The 16468-nt window shown below is 36.0% G+C and carries 16 protein-coding genes; 5 read left to right on the top strand and 11 right to left on the bottom strand.

Annotation, left to right across the window (positions count from 1 at the left end):
- Nucleotides 1-3 precede the first annotated feature (3 nt).
- From MKX29_RS19465 to MKX29_RS19450, 4 genes are all read right to left on the bottom strand, one after another.
- Nucleotides 4-1200: a M20 metallopeptidase family protein gene (locus MKX29_RS19465; RefSeq protein WP_095373041.1), complete on the bottom strand. Its 1197-nt coding sequence runs from the start codon at nucleotides 1198-1200 to the stop codon at nucleotides 4-6.
- A gap of 151 nt (nucleotides 1201-1351) precedes the next feature.
- On the bottom strand, nucleotides 1352-2404 hold the full coding sequence (locus tag MKX29_RS19460) for a bifunctional transcriptional activator/DNA repair enzyme AdaA (protein WP_341107178.1): 1053 nt from the start codon (nucleotides 2402-2404) through the stop codon (nucleotides 1352-1354).
- A gap of 120 nt (nucleotides 2405-2524) precedes the next feature.
- Nucleotides 2525-3097, bottom strand: coding sequence for a histidine phosphatase family protein (locus MKX29_RS19455; RefSeq protein WP_341107175.1), 573 nt, complete (start codon nucleotides 3095-3097; stop codon nucleotides 2525-2527).
- Nucleotides 3098-3435: 338 nt separating this feature from the next.
- Nucleotides 3436-3897, bottom strand: a complete 462-nt coding sequence (locus MKX29_RS19450) for a GNAT family N-acetyltransferase (protein ID WP_341107173.1) — start codon at nucleotides 3895-3897, stop codon at nucleotides 3436-3438.
- Nucleotides 3898-4111: 214 nt separating this feature from the next.
- Between MKX29_RS19450 and MKX29_RS19445 the strand changes: the two genes are divergently transcribed.
- The 3 genes from MKX29_RS19445 (at nucleotide 4112) to MKX29_RS19435 (ending at nucleotide 7811) form a co-directional block, all read left to right on the top strand.
- Entirely contained in the window at nucleotides 4112-4828 is a 717-nt protein-coding gene (locus MKX29_RS19445) for an NAD-dependent protein deacylase (RefSeq protein ID WP_224938504.1), read from the top strand.
- A gap of 487 nt (nucleotides 4829-5315) precedes the next feature.
- On the top strand, nucleotides 5316-7532 hold the full coding sequence (locus MKX29_RS19440) for an MMPL family transporter (protein WP_341107170.1): 2217 nt from the start codon (nucleotides 5316-5318) through the stop codon (nucleotides 7530-7532).
- Between the two features lie 60 nt (nucleotides 7533-7592).
- Entirely contained in the window at nucleotides 7593-7811 is a 219-nt protein-coding gene (locus MKX29_RS19435; protein WP_095373037.1) for a methionine aminopeptidase, read from the top strand.
- 73 nt (nucleotides 7812-7884) lie between these two features.
- Here the strand turns inward: MKX29_RS19435 and MKX29_RS19430 are convergent, their stop codons facing one another.
- The 4 genes from MKX29_RS19430 to MKX29_RS19415 form a co-directional block, all read right to left on the bottom strand.
- Nucleotides 7885-8979 (bottom strand): metallophosphoesterase, encoded by a 1095-nt coding sequence (locus MKX29_RS19430; RefSeq protein ID WP_341107169.1) that lies wholly within the window; start codon nucleotides 8977-8979, stop codon nucleotides 7885-7887.
- Between the two features lie 161 nt (nucleotides 8980-9140).
- Nucleotides 9141-9401: a hypothetical protein gene (locus MKX29_RS19425; RefSeq protein ID WP_341107167.1), complete on the bottom strand. Its 261-nt coding sequence runs from the start codon at nucleotides 9399-9401 to the stop codon at nucleotides 9141-9143.
- Nucleotides 9402-9444: 43 nt separating this feature from the next.
- On the bottom strand, nucleotides 9445-10461 hold the full coding sequence (locus MKX29_RS19420) for a FecCD family ABC transporter permease (protein ID WP_404826629.1): 1017 nt from the start codon (nucleotides 10459-10461) through the stop codon (nucleotides 9445-9447).
- Between the two features lie 2 nt (nucleotides 10462-10463).
- Nucleotides 10464-11486, bottom strand: coding sequence for a FecCD family ABC transporter permease (locus MKX29_RS19415; RefSeq protein WP_224938411.1), 1023 nt, complete (start codon nucleotides 11484-11486; stop codon nucleotides 10464-10466).
- A 112-nt stretch (nucleotides 11487-11598) separates the two neighbouring features.
- Here MKX29_RS19415 and MKX29_RS19410 point away from each other — a divergent pair, with 112 nt between their 5' ends.
- Nucleotides 11599-12567 (top strand): ABC transporter substrate-binding protein, encoded by a 969-nt coding sequence (locus MKX29_RS19410; RefSeq protein WP_341107164.1) that lies wholly within the window; start codon nucleotides 11599-11601, stop codon nucleotides 12565-12567.
- Nucleotides 12568-12614: 47 nt separating this feature from the next.
- Here MKX29_RS19410 and MKX29_RS19405 read toward each other — a convergent pair whose 3' ends face one another.
- Nucleotides 12615-13373: a TerC family protein gene (locus MKX29_RS19405; protein WP_224938413.1), complete on the bottom strand. Its 759-nt coding sequence runs from the start codon at nucleotides 13371-13373 to the stop codon at nucleotides 12615-12617.
- A 301-nt stretch (nucleotides 13374-13674) separates the two neighbouring features.
- Here MKX29_RS19405 and MKX29_RS19400 point away from each other — a divergent pair, with 301 nt between their 5' ends.
- Nucleotides 13675-13920 (top strand): methionine aminopeptidase, encoded by a 246-nt coding sequence (locus MKX29_RS19400; protein WP_095373030.1) that lies wholly within the window; start codon nucleotides 13675-13677, stop codon nucleotides 13918-13920.
- A gap of 320 nt (nucleotides 13921-14240) precedes the next feature.
- Here the strand turns inward: MKX29_RS19400 and fsa are convergent, their stop codons facing one another.
- Complete coding sequence (fsa, locus tag MKX29_RS19395) at nucleotides 14241-14900, bottom strand: fructose-6-phosphate aldolase (RefSeq protein ID WP_224938414.1); 660 nt, start codon at nucleotides 14898-14900, stop codon at nucleotides 14241-14243.
- Between the two features lie 76 nt (nucleotides 14901-14976).
- Nucleotides 14977-16392 (bottom strand): NADP-dependent phosphogluconate dehydrogenase, encoded by a 1416-nt coding sequence (gene gndA, locus MKX29_RS19390; protein ID WP_224938415.1) that lies wholly within the window; start codon nucleotides 16390-16392, stop codon nucleotides 14977-14979.
- Between the last annotated feature and the right edge of the window lie 76 nt (nucleotides 16393-16468).

The following is a 16468-nucleotide window of genomic DNA, read 5'->3' as shown; positions in this document are numbered from 1 at the left end:
CTCCTATAAACCCTTACTTTGTAATTGTTCAATTGTATCAATGGCAACTTGAGCCATTAATTCCATACCGATCGGCAAAATGTTTTCATCAAGTTGAAAAGAAGGGTTGTGAAGCGGCTTTTGATTATTTCCTATTGAACAACCTAGCCAATAATATACACCTGGATATTCTTTTAAAAAGCGGCCAAAATCCTCTCCTGCCATTGAGGGTGCGACTTCTGGGACATTTTCCTTACCTACAAATTTTGCCGCTGTTTCCTTTACTCTTTCAGCCCATTCCGGAGTGTTTACTGTGGAAGGATAACCATCAAGGTATGTGATTTCGACACGTCCACCTAGCGCCTTAACAGTGTCTGTTACGATTTGATGAAAACGATTCTTCACTTGTGTTTTTACCTTATCTGTTAAAGTCCTTACTGTACCTTCAATAATTACTTCTTCCGCAATGACGTTATGGGCAACACCGCCAGACACCTTACCAACTGTGACTACCGCCGATTCTAGCGGATCAATGTTTCGGCTTACGATCGTTTGCAACATTGTAATTACTTGATTCGCTATAATAATTGCATCTATTGTCGTATGGGGCATACTTGCATGCCCGCCTGAACCAGTGATTTTCAAAGAAAATCGATCAGAGTTACCCATCATTGGTCCCGGTCTAACTCCTATTTGACCTGGCGGAAGGTCTGGCCATACATGCTGACCAATAATAACAGACGGTTTATATTCATCAAATACACCATCTTCCATCATGATTTTCGCTCCACCTATTGGAGACTTTTCTTCCGCTGGTTGAAATAAGAGCAAGATTGTGCCGGATATGTTGCCTTTATGTTTATTTAAAATAATTCCAGCTCCTAATAACATTGCTGCATGGCTATCGTGACCACAAGCATGCATCACACCTTTTACTTTCGAAGAATAAGAGACACCACTTTGTTCTTCAATCGGTAGGGCATCAATATCCGCTCTTAAACATACTGTCGGTCCCTGTTTTGCCCCTTTAATAATTGCTAGAATACCAGTTTTAGCAAAACCAGTTTGATATGGTATTTGATAATCGTTTAATTTCTGTTGTATTTTCGAAGATGTTTGTACTTCTTCGCCACTTAGCTCTGGATACTCATGAAGCTCACGTCTAAACAGTGTTAATTCAGTAGCTATTTCTTTTGCTTCGCCTTTAAAAGAAACGGTCATAATGATCTCTCCCTCTATTAAATCATTAAGGAAAAATTCCTTATCAATTCCGATAATACACTAAAATGAATCAAATTTGAGGGAAATCCGAGAATTTTTTAAAAATTTACGTAAATTTCTTTTGTGAATAGAAAAATATCCAATCAGTTACTCATTTTATTTCACTCTCGGTCTCTAGACGTAAAAGATGCTCCTTCCTTTCTATTCCTCCGCCATACCCACCTAATTTACCGTCTGCTTTAATCACGCGATGACACGGTATTATAATGGCTATTTGATTGGCTCCGTTCGCATTTCCGACAGCCCTCACGTAATTGCTACTTCCTAATAGCTGACCAATATCCTGATAAGATACAGTTTGTCCATAAGGAATCTTTTGCAAAAGAGACCATACTTCCAGTTGAAAAGGAGTTCCTTGAAGGAAAAGAGGGATTGTAAATTGTCGAAGTTGTTTAGCATAATAAAGCTTGAGCTGCTCTTCTAGGTTTCTATTAATCGTTGTATACCCTGGTAGAATTCGCGCATTTTGCTTGTTTCTTAAGTTTTCTATCTCTTTTTCAAGTCCACGTCTATCAACAAATTCCAATAAATATAAATACTTTTCATCACTAATACTGATCATCCGCCCTAGAGGTGTTGATAAAATATTTGCATATAATATCGATAAAGAAGCTCTCTTAGGTGATCTACCGATAATCTTTGAGAATGCATCATTAAACGCACTCGATGAATCATACCCGAGTGATACTTGTTGATCTATGACTTTTTTTCCATTTAATATTTCTTTAAAGGCGATACCCATTCTTCTTGAGCGGGCGTACTGCACAAATGTCATACCATAAATTTCTTTAAACTTTCTTCTGGCAGTTGCCGAATGGATACCAATTTCTCGAAAATCTGCTTCCTTCCATCTTTTTTCCGGGCTTGCCTCAACGGCTACAACTAATTTCTCAATTTCTTTAGGAATACTATTTGGATAGAATAATGGTGTGCACCGCTTGCAAGGGCGATATCCTGCTAATAATGCTTCCTCTGCAGTTAAGAAGAATTCACAATTCTCATACTTAGGCTTTCTTGCCGAACAGGTCGCGTGACAAAAGATACCGGTTGTTTTTATGCCTACAAAGAAAATACCATCATATTTTGCATTTCTGTCAACTAAAGCTTGATAAAACTCCCTTGCCTTTTCCTCGCCTATAACCATAGTTGCCCCCTCCTTTATTTCGGTTAATCGCTACTATAATTATAGCGAGACTAAGCAAGATTTCTTTCGAAAAATGAACAACTATTTTTATTTAAGTTTTATATCCTTTTCAAAGTCATTTCAATCATATAGATGATGGGTTATATTATATTCTTTTATGAGCCAGTCTTTTTTCTTTAAAGTAATTGTATTAATGCAACCATTTAATAACCGGTCTCTTTTTTGGTGAATTTCACCTTTTGAATAATGATTTAGTAGTATGCCAATCACCGCACCATGTGCAACAAGAAGGACTTTTTTATAAGGATATTGATAATGAATGGTTGATAAACCGATTTTTATTCTTTCCATTAATATTTTATCACTTTCATACCCCGGGATATTATGTGATGGAAACTGCTCTTTTCTTTCTTCATAAGTCATTCCCTCTGCTTCTCCAAAACATCTTTCAATAAATTCATCCATGATAACAATGGGTAATTGCAGCTTCTCATTTATAATTTCTGCTGTTTGTCGGGCTCTTTTCAAGGGACTTACAATCATTACATCTGCATCCGTTCCAGAAAAATAGTTTCCACATTGCTTCGCTTGTTGCTTTCCTTTTTCGTTTAGCATAATATCCGTTCTACCTTGAATTCTTCTCGCAGCATTCCAATCGGTTTCTCCATGTCTAATCAAACAAATCGTTGTCATTCTCTTCCCCCTCCAAAAAGTTAACGCTTTTTTCATCTTGCGTTCATAGGTTATTCATATTTTATGTGTATATTAATAATACAGCTAGGACATAAACAAATTCCCCCCCTTTTGAAATAGGGATTGAACATTGTTCAATCCCTTTCTTATTGTTTTACATACCGATTTTTCGTATTTTTTTATTCGTATGATGCACATACTTGTCCTGATATCATAAGATATTAACGAATAAAAATTTCTTTCCCGCTAAAACCAGTTTGCTTCGCCTTGTAGCCCACCTAGTGACAAAGTCTGCTCGGTGGGCGACTTTATTAGTTTTCAATTTCAAACTCGTTTTATCAATCAAGCTTTTTCTCGCTTTTTTCAAAAAAAGCCAAAGTAATATGCTCACTTACTATCTTCTCGTCCACCAATTGAAAACGATTTTTTTTATAAAAATTGACTGCTGGTGTATTTTTAGTTGCTGTCGAAACCTTCAGTTTTTTTGACTTGTTTTCATCCTCAATAAAGTTTAATAGTGCTTGTGCAACGCCCTTTTTAAAAAAGATTGGGTGGACCACTAAACGACAAACCTCTATCACATGCCTATCAATTTCGATTGATATAACCCCATATAACCGTTCTTCGCTGTAATAACCAAAAAAAGTTTCCCCACAATTTTGCAGCGTTTCTATTGTCTCTTTTAATGGGGGTAAATCATATGAACCAATAATCGAAGCTTCTATTTTATATGCTGCGATTTGAATGGAGAACACCTCTTGAGCTGACTCAAAGTCAGTAATATCAATTGTTTTTATCATTTTACAAATCCCCCAATCTATTAACTCTTATGAAGCTTTCACATTGATTGATCTGTGGTGTGTATGGCCATTATATCATCAAATTTTTAAACAAACGCTATAGTTAATATCAAATATCATCATCTAAAAACTAGCCATAGTCTGAATTTCTTTTCCTTCGATACTTGATTGTCTATAATAATAAAAAGTAATGAAAGGCGGAGATGAATTGGATATGTTAACAAAGTGGCTGAAAAATGCACATGCAACAGTTGTTTTTACCGGGGCTGGTATGTCTACAGAAAGTGGTTTACCAGATTTCCGCTCATCTACAGGATTATGGAAGCAATTCGACCCAAAGCAATTAGCTAGTATTGACGCATTGAACAATCAGCTCAGTGATTTTATGCAATTTTATCAAGAAAGAGTGAACAGTGTACAGCTTGTAAAGCCTCATAAAGGGCATAGCATTCTTGCACAATGGGAAAAACAAGGGTTAATTGAAGGTATTATTACGCAAAATGTTGATGGTCTACATCAAGAAGCAGGTTCTACACATGTAGCAGAACTGCACGGTACTTTAAAAAGATTTCACTGTCAAAGCTGTGGGGAGACAAAGGATAGAGACGATTTTATAAAGCAACAAATCAAATGTCACTGTGGTGGTAAGATAAGACCCTCTATCGTACTATTCGGTGAGCAGTTACCAAATAAAGCTTTCGAAGATGCGTCACATCTCTCTTCATCCTGCGATCTTTTTATTGTTTTAGGTTCCTCTCTTTCTGTAGCTCCAGCCAATCAATTTCCTTTAATCGCAAAAGAAGCAGGAGCAAAGTTAATAATCATTAATGAAGAATCAACCGATCTCGATCATTATGCTGACTTAGTCATTAATGAGAGGAAGATTGGAGAAGTATTATCCGCTGTGGATCAACAATTACATAGCATTTAATTTAAGAAAATTCGATATAACATATTAAACGAGCGTTATATATTGTACTTTGTAATAAAAATCATTCGTTCATTCCTTCTATTCAGAACACGTTGTTTTACCTCGGTTAAGCTCATCTTGCGTTTGGATTCATGTAGGCATATAATTAATTTTTTCTTCATTCTCATAAGAGAACTTCCCCACTATCAAAATTGTCATATTTCCATCATTTCATTTCTAAAATGACTAAATTTTTCAGACGGTAACCACAACGATCAAAAAAAGCCTGATAACAATAGTTATCAGGCTTCCTCCCAAGTGGGGCTTAGGATTATATACTTACTATATTATGATTCTTTTCGTTCTGCATCTATTTTGTTAAATAATCTAACATGTTTTTTTATTTTCTTTGCTTACGTTGGCTTAGGCTAAATCAAATGTCATCTAATGTTCATTCTCCGTTCAAATTAGCTAGATAGGATTGATTTTGAAGGAGATGAAACGAATAATGAAATCATTAAAAAAAATCGTGCAATTTTCCAGCAGTAAAAAAGGAGCTAAATGGGTCATATTCTTTTGGATCGTCATTATGATCCTATTAAGTTTTACTGCACCTGGTTCGAAAGAATATGCTTCAAATAGTAGTGAAAGCAGTATATCTGGCAAAATGCCATCAGAAATCGCTCAAGACTTATATGAAGAAGAATATCCATCAGATGATGGATTAACTGCTTTACTCGTTTTCCACCGTGAAGGTGGTCTTAAAGTTGAAGATCGAGAAAAAATTACTTCTTTTAGTGAATGGTTAACAACTGATGACAAGCCAGAAGCATTTTCTTCTGCCCTCCCTTTTCATCAATTTAATGAATCTATACAAAATCAAATGTTTTCTAAAGATCAATCCACTTTAATTATAAATGCATCTTTAAAAGAAAATATAGATTCTGATGTCGCTAATCAGGCATTTGACTCTTTACGTAAACAATTCACACGAATGGGAGCAACAGATATTCAGTTCGAAATAACAGGACCAGCAGGTATATCCGCTGATACAGTGACCCTTTTTAAAAATGCAGACTTTGTGCTTATGATTACAACCATCTTACTAATATTCTTTTTACTGATGGTTATTTACCGTTCACCAATCATTGCAATCATACCAGTAATAATTGCCTTAATCGCATATGGTGTGATTGACCGCATCCTTGGTATAGCAGGAAAATGGGATTGGTTTACTGTCGATAGTGCCAGTATCTCTATTATGCTCGTCCTTCTATTTGCTGTCATAACTGATTATAGTCTTTTTATTTTTTCTAGGTATCGAAGTGAATTGAAGAAATATCCGTCTCATTATGAAGCGATGCACCATGCGGCTACACCTTTAGCTGAGCCTATTTTCTTTAGTGGCGGTACTATTTTAATGGCAATGCTGACATTATTTTTTACTGTTTTTAAGCCCTATAATCATTTTGCACCAGTGTTTGCTGTAGCTGTCATATTAATCTTATTAGCAGGTTTAACCTTGATTCCCAGCATGTTTGCCTTATTTGGAAGAAAAGCCTTTTGGCCATTTATTCCTCAAATGGATGCAGCAGATACTAATAAGCATCCGTTTTGGGAAAAAGCTAGTCAATTGATTGTGACATACCCAAAAAGAATGGCTGTTTTACTATTAATTATTTTTGGGCTTAGTGCTTATCAATTCAGCACGATTAGTCCTTCTTATAATTTATTAAAATCGTTTCCCGAAGATTTATCCTCACGTGTAGGTTTCGAAATCTTAGAAGAGAACTATCCAGCCGGACAATTAGCGCCGTTAACAGTGTTAGTACATCAAGATCAAATTGCGACAAACAATGTTGGAGAAAATGTAGCAAGTTTGCAGGCGTTGGCAAAAAGTATAGAAGAAACAGAAGGAATATCAACTATTTCGCCTTCCATTACAGATGAGATGGTATCTGAACAAGTATCATTACCAAAAGGTTTTCAATCAGATTCTCTAAATAGTTTTTCCTTTCAAATTATACTAGATGATCACCCTTATGAACAATCGAGTATGGATACGGTGGAAAGCTTGTTGCAACAAAAAGATGAGTTAATGAAAAATGCTGGTTTTGATTCTGAAGAAACTCAACTATATTTAATCGGACAAACGGCTAAATTAGTTGATATCCAATCGATGAATCAACGGGATACTATCGTTTTGATAACACTTGTTACCCTACTGCTGATAGGGCTACTATCAATTCAAACCAAATCATTTAAATTGGCGTTCCTTATGGTAGCAACTATTTTACTATCTTATTTTGCCTCATTAGGCTTCAGTTGGTTGATATTTAAATACTTACTAGGGCTAGATGCCATCAGCTATCGAATACCCGTCTATACATTTGTTTTTATGGTAGCCCTTGGAATTGATTATAATATTATGTTGCTAGCAAGAATTAAGGAAAGAGCAAAAGAAGTTGAATGGATTCAAGCTGTGAAAGAAGGCGTGACGCTAACAGGTGGAGTCATCTCGTCTGCAGGGGTTATATTAGCAGCAACTTTTGCAGTGCTTATCACACAACCTCTACAGGAATTATATCTTTTCGGAATGACGATGGCTATTGGTATCTTACTGGATACTTTTGTTGTTCGTGGTTTCTTATTACCCACACTTCTTGTTTGGACTACTAAAAAGAGAAAGATTACTTCTAATTGTGAAGACACATTAAAAAAATAAAGTAGGTATATCTCTCCACACTTTGATGCAAACTAGTAGAAAAAGTAAGGAGGGACTTTCATGGGATTACTCAATGCTTTTAACGAGTGGCGTGAAACAAGATATGCTAATCACGTAGAGAAGATGAAAGATCTCGAAAAATGCCCTGATTGTCGTGGAAAAGGATTTCAATATTTTGCTGGTCAAGAATATATGTTTATGGACGACGATGCCTACTACTGTGCAAGCTGTAATGGCAGCGGTGAGTATGATATATGGGAAAGTAACCAAATTAAATGATATTCCTCCTGAATTTATTTAAATAGACAAACATAGGAAAACCATCTCCAGCATTATCTCTGGAGATGGTTTTTTATCGAAAATCTATTTCAATGATCATTACTTCTGATTGAGATCCTATACGTAGTGTTGGCCCCCATAATCCGAATCCTGAAGTAGTAAAAGAATGTAATTGCTCTTTTTGCATATAACCCCAATCATTCTCGAACAATTTCGCAGTAATTAAATTTGCTGGAAATAACTGCCCCCTATGTGTATGACCAGATAATATCACATCTGCTCCAGCCACTTGTGCTTCTGTAATCTCATGAGGCTGATGATCTAATACAATAACGGGTAAATCTTTTGTTTTATTCGTAGCAATAAGTTCCTCTATGGTTTTTCTATTTGGGTTCGTTAAATCCTCTCTGCCAATTACTACAAATTGGTCATTTACAATTTCTGCTTCATCCATTAAATAATGAATACCGATATCATTTAATTCCTTTTTCAACTGTTCATTATCACCACCATAATAATCATGGTTACCAGGAGAAGCAAAAACACCTAGTGGGGCTTCTAGTTTTGCCATCGTTTTATTCATTTCCTGTTCTACATATGGGGTAATATCATCATTAATAATATCACCAGGTATAAGAATAATATCAGGTTTCTCCTGGTTCGCTATTTTCACCAACTTTTCAAGATGATTATTTCCTATAATCGTACCCAGATGCAAATCTGCCGCTAATAAAACCTTTAACTTCCCTTCTTTTGCTTCTGTCGGTTGATCGATTGTTATTTGATAGTCTCTCACAATCGGAGTCCATGCATTATATGTACCATATACAAAAACAAACGTAAAAAACGCAACAATCGCCCAACCTGAGTAAGTGAAAAATTTAGCATTTTTCTTTGAAATAAAATAAAGCAAATTGATAATCGGTAATAGGAGAATACCATAGCCAACAATGACAAGCCAATATCCACCAATCCATTCAATGACCGGCAGATGAATCGCAAATCCAACAAAAAATGATATTGCAAGAAGAAAAACAACCACGATAAATGTTTTTTTGAATCGAAAAGAAAAAGTTTTACTCAACCAACGCCATATATTAAAGCCAATATAGTAACAAGTTAAGCCGTAAATAAGTATCATTGTAATGCCAACGAACAATGTAAGCATATTTTTCCCCTTCACATTATGTATAAAGTATAGAACTGTAAAAAATATTATCAGAGACGTATGTTGAAAACAACTAATTGCTTCTTAATTACAAAAATAATGTTAAATAATTTTATTACATATATAAAAAGAAAGAAGCCTCCACTTTTACTGTGAAGACTTTAAGGTGTGATTTGTTTTTTGATTTGCATTAATTCTTTTAAAGATAAACCCTCTAAAGATTGTTTAATTTCTTTTGCAATTTCCTTCTTATGGCGTTCTTCATACTCATTCCACCACTGTCTCAGTCCTTCAGTAGAATCAAGAAGATAATCAAAGTCTATCTCCTCGACTGTTTCATCTGTTAAATAATTCATTACAGCTGCAAGCATAGAGTTGAGATGGTCGATTTCCTTACTATTATTTTCTTCCTTTTTAGCCATGTGCTCATACCCTTCATCTATTGTTAACGATAGTATGGTCGATTTAGCTTTTAATTAATAAATAAATAAAGTAAGGTGCGCCAATTGCAGAAACGACTAAGCCAATTGGAATTTCTGAAGGTGCTAAAATGGTACGTGAAACAAGATCTGAAAAGAGTAGTAACACCGCACCGACTAACGCTGAAACAGGTAATAAAATTTCGTTTCTTGGCCCTACGAGTTTTTTTGCTAGTTGAGGAGCCACTAGACCTAAGAATGAAATGCCACCACCAACAGCCACACAAGAACCAGCTAGTCCAACAGCAAGTAATAATAACCATTTTCTTTGACGATTGACATTGACACCTAAGCCAGTAGACATCGCATCCCCTAGTGTAAGAACATTTAAATACCTCGCCTTGAATAACACAATGGGTAACAGCACAATTAACCATGGTAAAAGAGCATAAGTATAACTCCAACTCACCCCAGAAATATTACCCGATAACCAAACAGTTGCTTGTGTAAAGGAACGGGGGTCCATTTTTAATTGGAGGATAATAATTAACGCAGAAAAAGCCGCATTAATACCTATACCTACTAAGATTAACCTAATAGGTGTAACACCAGAAGACTTTTTCCACGAGAAAATATAAATCAAAAATGCTGCAAGCAGCGCCCCACATAATGCAAATATAGGCAGAATATACAGTTGTAATAACTCAGATTCAAATCTAATACCTTGTGTAAAAAAGATGTACAAAATTACAGCAAATCCAGCACCACTATTAATTCCTAATATCCCCGGATCAGCTAGACCGTTTTGAGTCGCACTTTGTAATATCGCACCAGAAACTGCCATGCCAATACCAATTAAAATGGCTAGAACAATCCTTGGTAAACGAAATTCGAAAAGGACTAAATCATATTGACCAGGTGTAGAAGATAATACACTGTTGAAAATAGCAACGGGTGAAATAAAACTGGCTCCAAAGCTCAAACTAGCAATGAATAGTAAAGCTAATAATATCGTTAGAAAGAATACAACCACTTTCCATTTTTGTTTTCTAGATTTGTACATCATTATCTTCCACCCTCCCTTCTTGCTAAATAAAGAAAGAAAGGTACACCGATCAATGCCATGATAGCACCAACTGGTGTTTCAAAAGGAGGATTAATCATTCTCGCACCAATATCCGCTAACACAAGTAGTAGACCACCTAATACTGCTGAGCAAGGAATGATTAAGCGGTAATCTGTTCCAACTAAAAACCTAATCATATGTGGGATCACGAGACCCACAAATCCAATCGTACCCGATATAGAAACTGCTGCTCCAGTTAAGAGCAAAACAACTAAAAAACCAATTGTACGGATCAAACCTGTCTTTTGCCCTAGTCCGATAGCAACATCTTCACCCATACTTAAGACAGTAATGGAACTGCTAATCATAATTGCTAGGATAATACTTATAATAAAAACAGGAATAGCAGGGCCAACACTTTCCCACTGGATACCAGCCACACCACCTGCATACCAAAAGCTTAAATCTTTTGCGACATTAAAGTGAATGGCAATTGCAGATGAGATAGAACTTAAAAGGGCCGTAATAGCGGAACCGGCAAGAGCCAGTTTAACAGGAGTCAGCCCATTTCGTGATAGCATTCCGATACCAAAAACAAGCCCTGCTCCAATGCTTGCACCGATAAACGCAGCAAACATGGTTCCAATCGGACTTAAAGAGGTAAAAAAGGCTAAAGCCATTGCAATAGCAAATGTAGCCCCAGAGGTAACCCCCATAATGGATGGTGAAGCTAGTGGGTTTCTTGTCATCCCTTGCATAATTGCTCCGGCAATGGCAAGTGCAGATCCAACTAGTGCTGCTGCCACCACTCGAGGCATCCTTAAATTAATAATAATTTGATGCGTCGTTTTAGATGGGTCATATGATACAACACTTTCCCATACAGTTGAAAGATTAATATTCACTGCACCAAAAGCAATGGAAACAGCCATCGATAAACAAAGGATGATTGTACCAAATGTGACGATCATAATCGCAAAAAAACGATTTCTACTCGTATTTGTTCCATTAAGTAAAGCCATTATGTATCTCTCTTTCATCAAGTTGTGCAAGAAATATCTTGTAATCGATAGTGATAATTGTTATCATTTGCATAGGCTAATTATATCATAGTTCATTTAGGAGGTTAACATCTTGTTTTTATCTCACAAGAAAAAAAACTTATTATTAATTGCTACAATTACAACATCTCTTGCCCTTTTTGGTTGTGGTAATGAGGATGCTGAAAATAGTAACAATGACTCAAACCAAGCAGCTGAGCAAACCGAGGAACGTGTATTAACTGATGCATTAGGAAACGAAGTAACAATTCCTGCTAATCCTGAACGAGTAGTTGCTACATACTTAGAAGATCATCTTGTCGCTTTAGGCATTACACCTATTGTACAATGGTCAGTTGCTAACGGCAAACAAGAATACCTTCAAGAATATTTAAAAGATGTACCTACAATTGCTCATGATTTACCTTTAGAAGCTATATCTAGTCAAAATCCAGATTTGATAATTATGGATGGAGCAGGTATGGTTGAAGGTGGTAAATATGATCAATATGCGAAAATTGCTCCAACTTACGTGATTGGTGAAGAAGAAAATAGTGATTGGCGTACAGAACTTGAAACAGTTGGTGAAATCTTCGGTAAAGAAGATAAGGCAACTGAAGTTCTTAAAGAGTACGAAGATAAAGCAGCACAAGTTGAAGAGGAGCTACAAAAAGATCATGCTGGTGAATCTGCTGCAGCTATTTGGTTAGTGAATAACAGTTTATTTGTCGTAAGTAAGGATCTTTCTGCAGGTGATGTAATTTATAATGATTTAGGTATGGCCGTTCCTTCTGTCGTTGAAGAAATTTCAGCAGATGCTACTGGAAACTGGTCTGCGATTTCATTAGAAAAATTAGCAGATATGGATGTTGACCACCTATTCTTTATTAATAGCGATGGTGAAGGTGCAGAAGTCTTATCTGATCCATTATGGGCAAATATTCCGGCAGTGAAAAATGAGAATGTGTATGAATTCTCTAGAGACACAGGGTGGTTATACACTGGAACAATAGCGAATACACAAATCATTGAAGATGTGGAAGAAACTATTCTTAATAAATAAGACAAGCAAAAAGGCTAAGTTTTCCTTTTGGAATCTTAGCCTTTTTCTTATGCCACGTGATCATGTCCACCTTGTTTATTATGATAAATATGAACAAAAAATGTGATAACGAAGGCTGCAATGATAATACTAAAAAATAATAGATGTCCAATCTCTATATGGAACACACTTAATAACATTTTAATTGCAATGATTCCAATAAGAATAAAAGCTGTTGTCTCTAACTCAGGAATCTTATCAATTAGCACTAAAAATAACTTAGCTACTGTACGCATCATTAAAATACCCAGCATACCTCCAATTAACAAAATCCATACTTTATCTGAAACAGCAAAGGCAGCCAATATACTATCTACAGAAAAAGCTAAATCCATTAACTCTACTGAAATAACCGTTCCCCAAAAAACACCAAAAGTACGAATCATCCAACCGTCTTTCTTTACTCCGTCAATATCTTCTTCAGGGGTTTTAAGCCAAAATTGTTTAATCACTAAGTAAGCTAAATAAGCGGCTCCTAGTACTTTAATCCACCAAAATTTAATCAGCCACATACCTAAACCGATAAAGAGAAATCTGAAAAAATAAGCGCCAATTAAGCCATAAGTAAGTGCTTTTTTTTGCTGCTCCTTCGGCAAATGCTTAACCATAACGGCTAATACCAATGCATTATCAGCTGATAATAGACCTTCTAGGACAATGAGTGTACCTATATATCCCCAAGAAACAGGATCTGTAAGAACCTCTTTCCACATTGACCAATCAAAAAATGATGCATAGGTGGATAACAACTGATTTAATACTTCCATTGACAAGACTCCTTTAAATGAATTGAACCTATTATACTCTTCTATTATACCAAATAGATTCGCTGCCCGAAAGTTTCGTTAATCTAACAAAATATTTTTCATTTCCTCTCATAAAGTATGAGCAAAAATAATTCTTTTTAATATAATAATTAACAGAAATGGTTAAAAACTTTTGCTCGCTATAAGATGTACGGGTATATTCAAGTCCTTTCATAATTGAAGCATGAAGTTTAACAGTAGTTTGTCTAGCATCACGACAATTTATCGCTTCATTAAAAAGCGATGATCAGAGGTGAAGCCGATGAGTCTAGGTAAATCTTTTAATCAATGGAAAAATGCGCGAGAACATAAACATTTAGAAAAGATGAAACGAAGTAATAGATGCCCAGAATGCTACGGACAAGGCTTTTTATTATATCCTAGCCTTATGTACTCCCTACATTCTGATACACTCTTTTGTCCAGGATGCGAAGGAAGTGGTCGTTTCAATGATTGGGTGACTATTCAAGAAAGAGAAAAGCATACAGAGGATGAACAAGTCGAATAACCAAACTTCTACTGGGGAACACAAGTCGAATGTTGAGTGTCTTTAATTATTTGGCAAAGAGTTATGTATAAATTTTCTGCCATTTCCTTTTACCAGAAAGGGTGAATGGACAGAGAAAAGGATGTTTTTCAGCTATATATTCCCATTTCATTATCGAAGCTTGCGCACATACTCTTTTTAGTTCTGCTCTAATTACTATGTAACCCATTCTCCTCACAAGATTGTTGGGCACGCAAAATCAATAATTTTCTAATTCGTATAGAACAACAGACTAATCAAAAAGCCCTCTCCTAAAAATGAAGGAGAGGGTTTAAAAAAGCTTATACTGTTTTCCAATCAGCAGCGAACTTCTCCATCCCTTGATCTGTCAATGGATGCTTCGTTAACTGCTCAATTACTTTGTACGGAATTGTCGCAATATGAGCACCTGCTAATGCAGCTCTTGTGACATGATCCGGATGTCTAACAGATGCAGCGATAATTTGAGCATCTATTTGATGAATCCGGAATAACTCAGCTATTTTAGCAACGAGGTTAATCCCGTCTTCTGAGATATCATCAAGTCTGCCTAAGAATGGTGAAACATAAGTAGCACCAGCTCTTGCAGCAAGTAATGCTTGGTTCACAGTAAAGATTAATGTGACGTTTGTTTTAACACCTTTTTTGGATAAATATCTTGTTGCTTCAAGGCCTGCCATTGTCATTGGCACTTTAATAGTAATGTTCTTATCACCATTATTTATCTTAATCAGTTCCTCAGCCTCTGCAATCATTTGTTCAGCTGTTTCTGCAGAAGGAGTGACCTCAGCAGATACTGATTCTAATTCTGGTACAGTTTGAAGGATTTCCTCAATTCTTGTTTCAAACTTAATGCCTTCTTTAGCTACAAGTGAAGGGTTAGTTGTTACGCCTGAAAGGACACCTAACTTGTATGCTTGTTTAATTTCATCTAAATTTGCTGTATCAATGAAAAATTTCATTGTAAAATACCTCCCTTTCTAGCTTCCTTTAACATTATACCATACTAAAGCTGGTAATCGTTTCTAGTTTCATTCTTTACTTTTCCATCCAATTAGTATGATACGTTCCTTCTTTATCTACTCGCTGATACGTATGTGCTCCAAAATAGTCTCTTTGTGCTTGCAGTAGATTAGCTGGTAATGTTGCCGTTCTATAGCTATCAAAATAAGCAATAGCACTCGAGAATGCAGGTACAGGAATACCTTGTTCAATAGCAATAGAAAGAACTTTTCTTAATGAAGACTGGTAGCTTTCAACGATTTCCTTAAAATAAGGATCCAATAATAAATTTGCTAATGCTGGTTCACGATCATAAGCATCTTTAATTTTTTGTAAGAATTGGGCACGAATGATACAACCTCCGCGGAAAATCATAGCAATATCGCCATATTTCAAATCCCAATTCTGTTCATCAGACATTGCGCGCATTTGAGCAAACCCTTGTGCATAAGAGACAATTTTACTCATATACAATGCTTGTCTAACAGCTTCTATTAACTCCGTACGGTCTCCACTATAGGTGTCCTCTTTAGGTCCTGCAAGAATCTTGCTCGCATGAACTCTTTCTTCCTTCATTGCGGAAATGAACCTTGCAAATACAGATTCTGTAATAATCGGAAGAGGCACCCCAAGATCTAAAGCATTTTGACTTGTCCATTTACCTGTCCCTTTTTGTCCCGCTTTATCGAGAATCACATCAACGAGTGGTTTGCCAGTTTCGTCATCTACTTTTGTAAAGATATCAGCTGTAATTTCAATTAAATAGCTATCTAACTCACCCTTGTTCCATTCTGCAAATGTCTCATGAAGTTCATTCGCTTCTAAACCAAGTACATGTTTGAGAATAAAATAAGCTTCAGAAATCAACTGCATATCACCATATTCAATCCCATTATGAACCATTTTCACATAATGACCAGCCCCGTTTGGACCAATGTATGTACAGCAAGGATCGCCATTTACTTTAGCAGAAATAGCTTCAAAAATCGGTTGTACAAGGTCAAATGCTTCCTTCTTACCACCTGGCATGATTGAAGGTCCTTTTAAAGCTCCCTCTTCACCACCAGAAACGCCTGTACCAATAAAATGATAGCCTTCTTCTGCTAATTCTTGATTACGGCGGATGGTATCTTCAAAATATGTATTACCACCGTCAATTAAGATATCGCCTTTTTCAAGATATGGCTTTAGCGATTCAATTGTCGCATCTGTCGCTGCACCCGCTTTAACCATTAACAAGATTTTTCTTGGTGTTTCCAGTGATTGAACAAAATCTTCAATAGTTTCAGCGCCAGTAAAGTTCTTGTCCTTTGCTTCATTTTGTAAGAATGCTTCTGTTTTTTCATAAGAACGGTTAAAAACAGCTACTGAGAAGCCACGACTTTCTATATTCAAAGCAAGGTTTTTCCCCATTACTGCTAATCCAATAACACCTATTTGTTGTTTACTCATTTAATTGGTCCTTTCGTCTTTCATTTTTCCTTGACTGATACTTTAGTCAAGAATAGAATAACCCTCATCTGTGATT

Origin of the sequence: Cytobacillus sp. FSL R7-0696 (assembly GCF_038006865.1) — a bacterium.
Lineage (GTDB): Bacteria > Bacillota > Bacilli > Bacillales > Cytobacillaceae > Cytobacillus > Cytobacillus kochii.
This window is presented reverse-complemented; position numbering and strand designations above follow the sequence as displayed.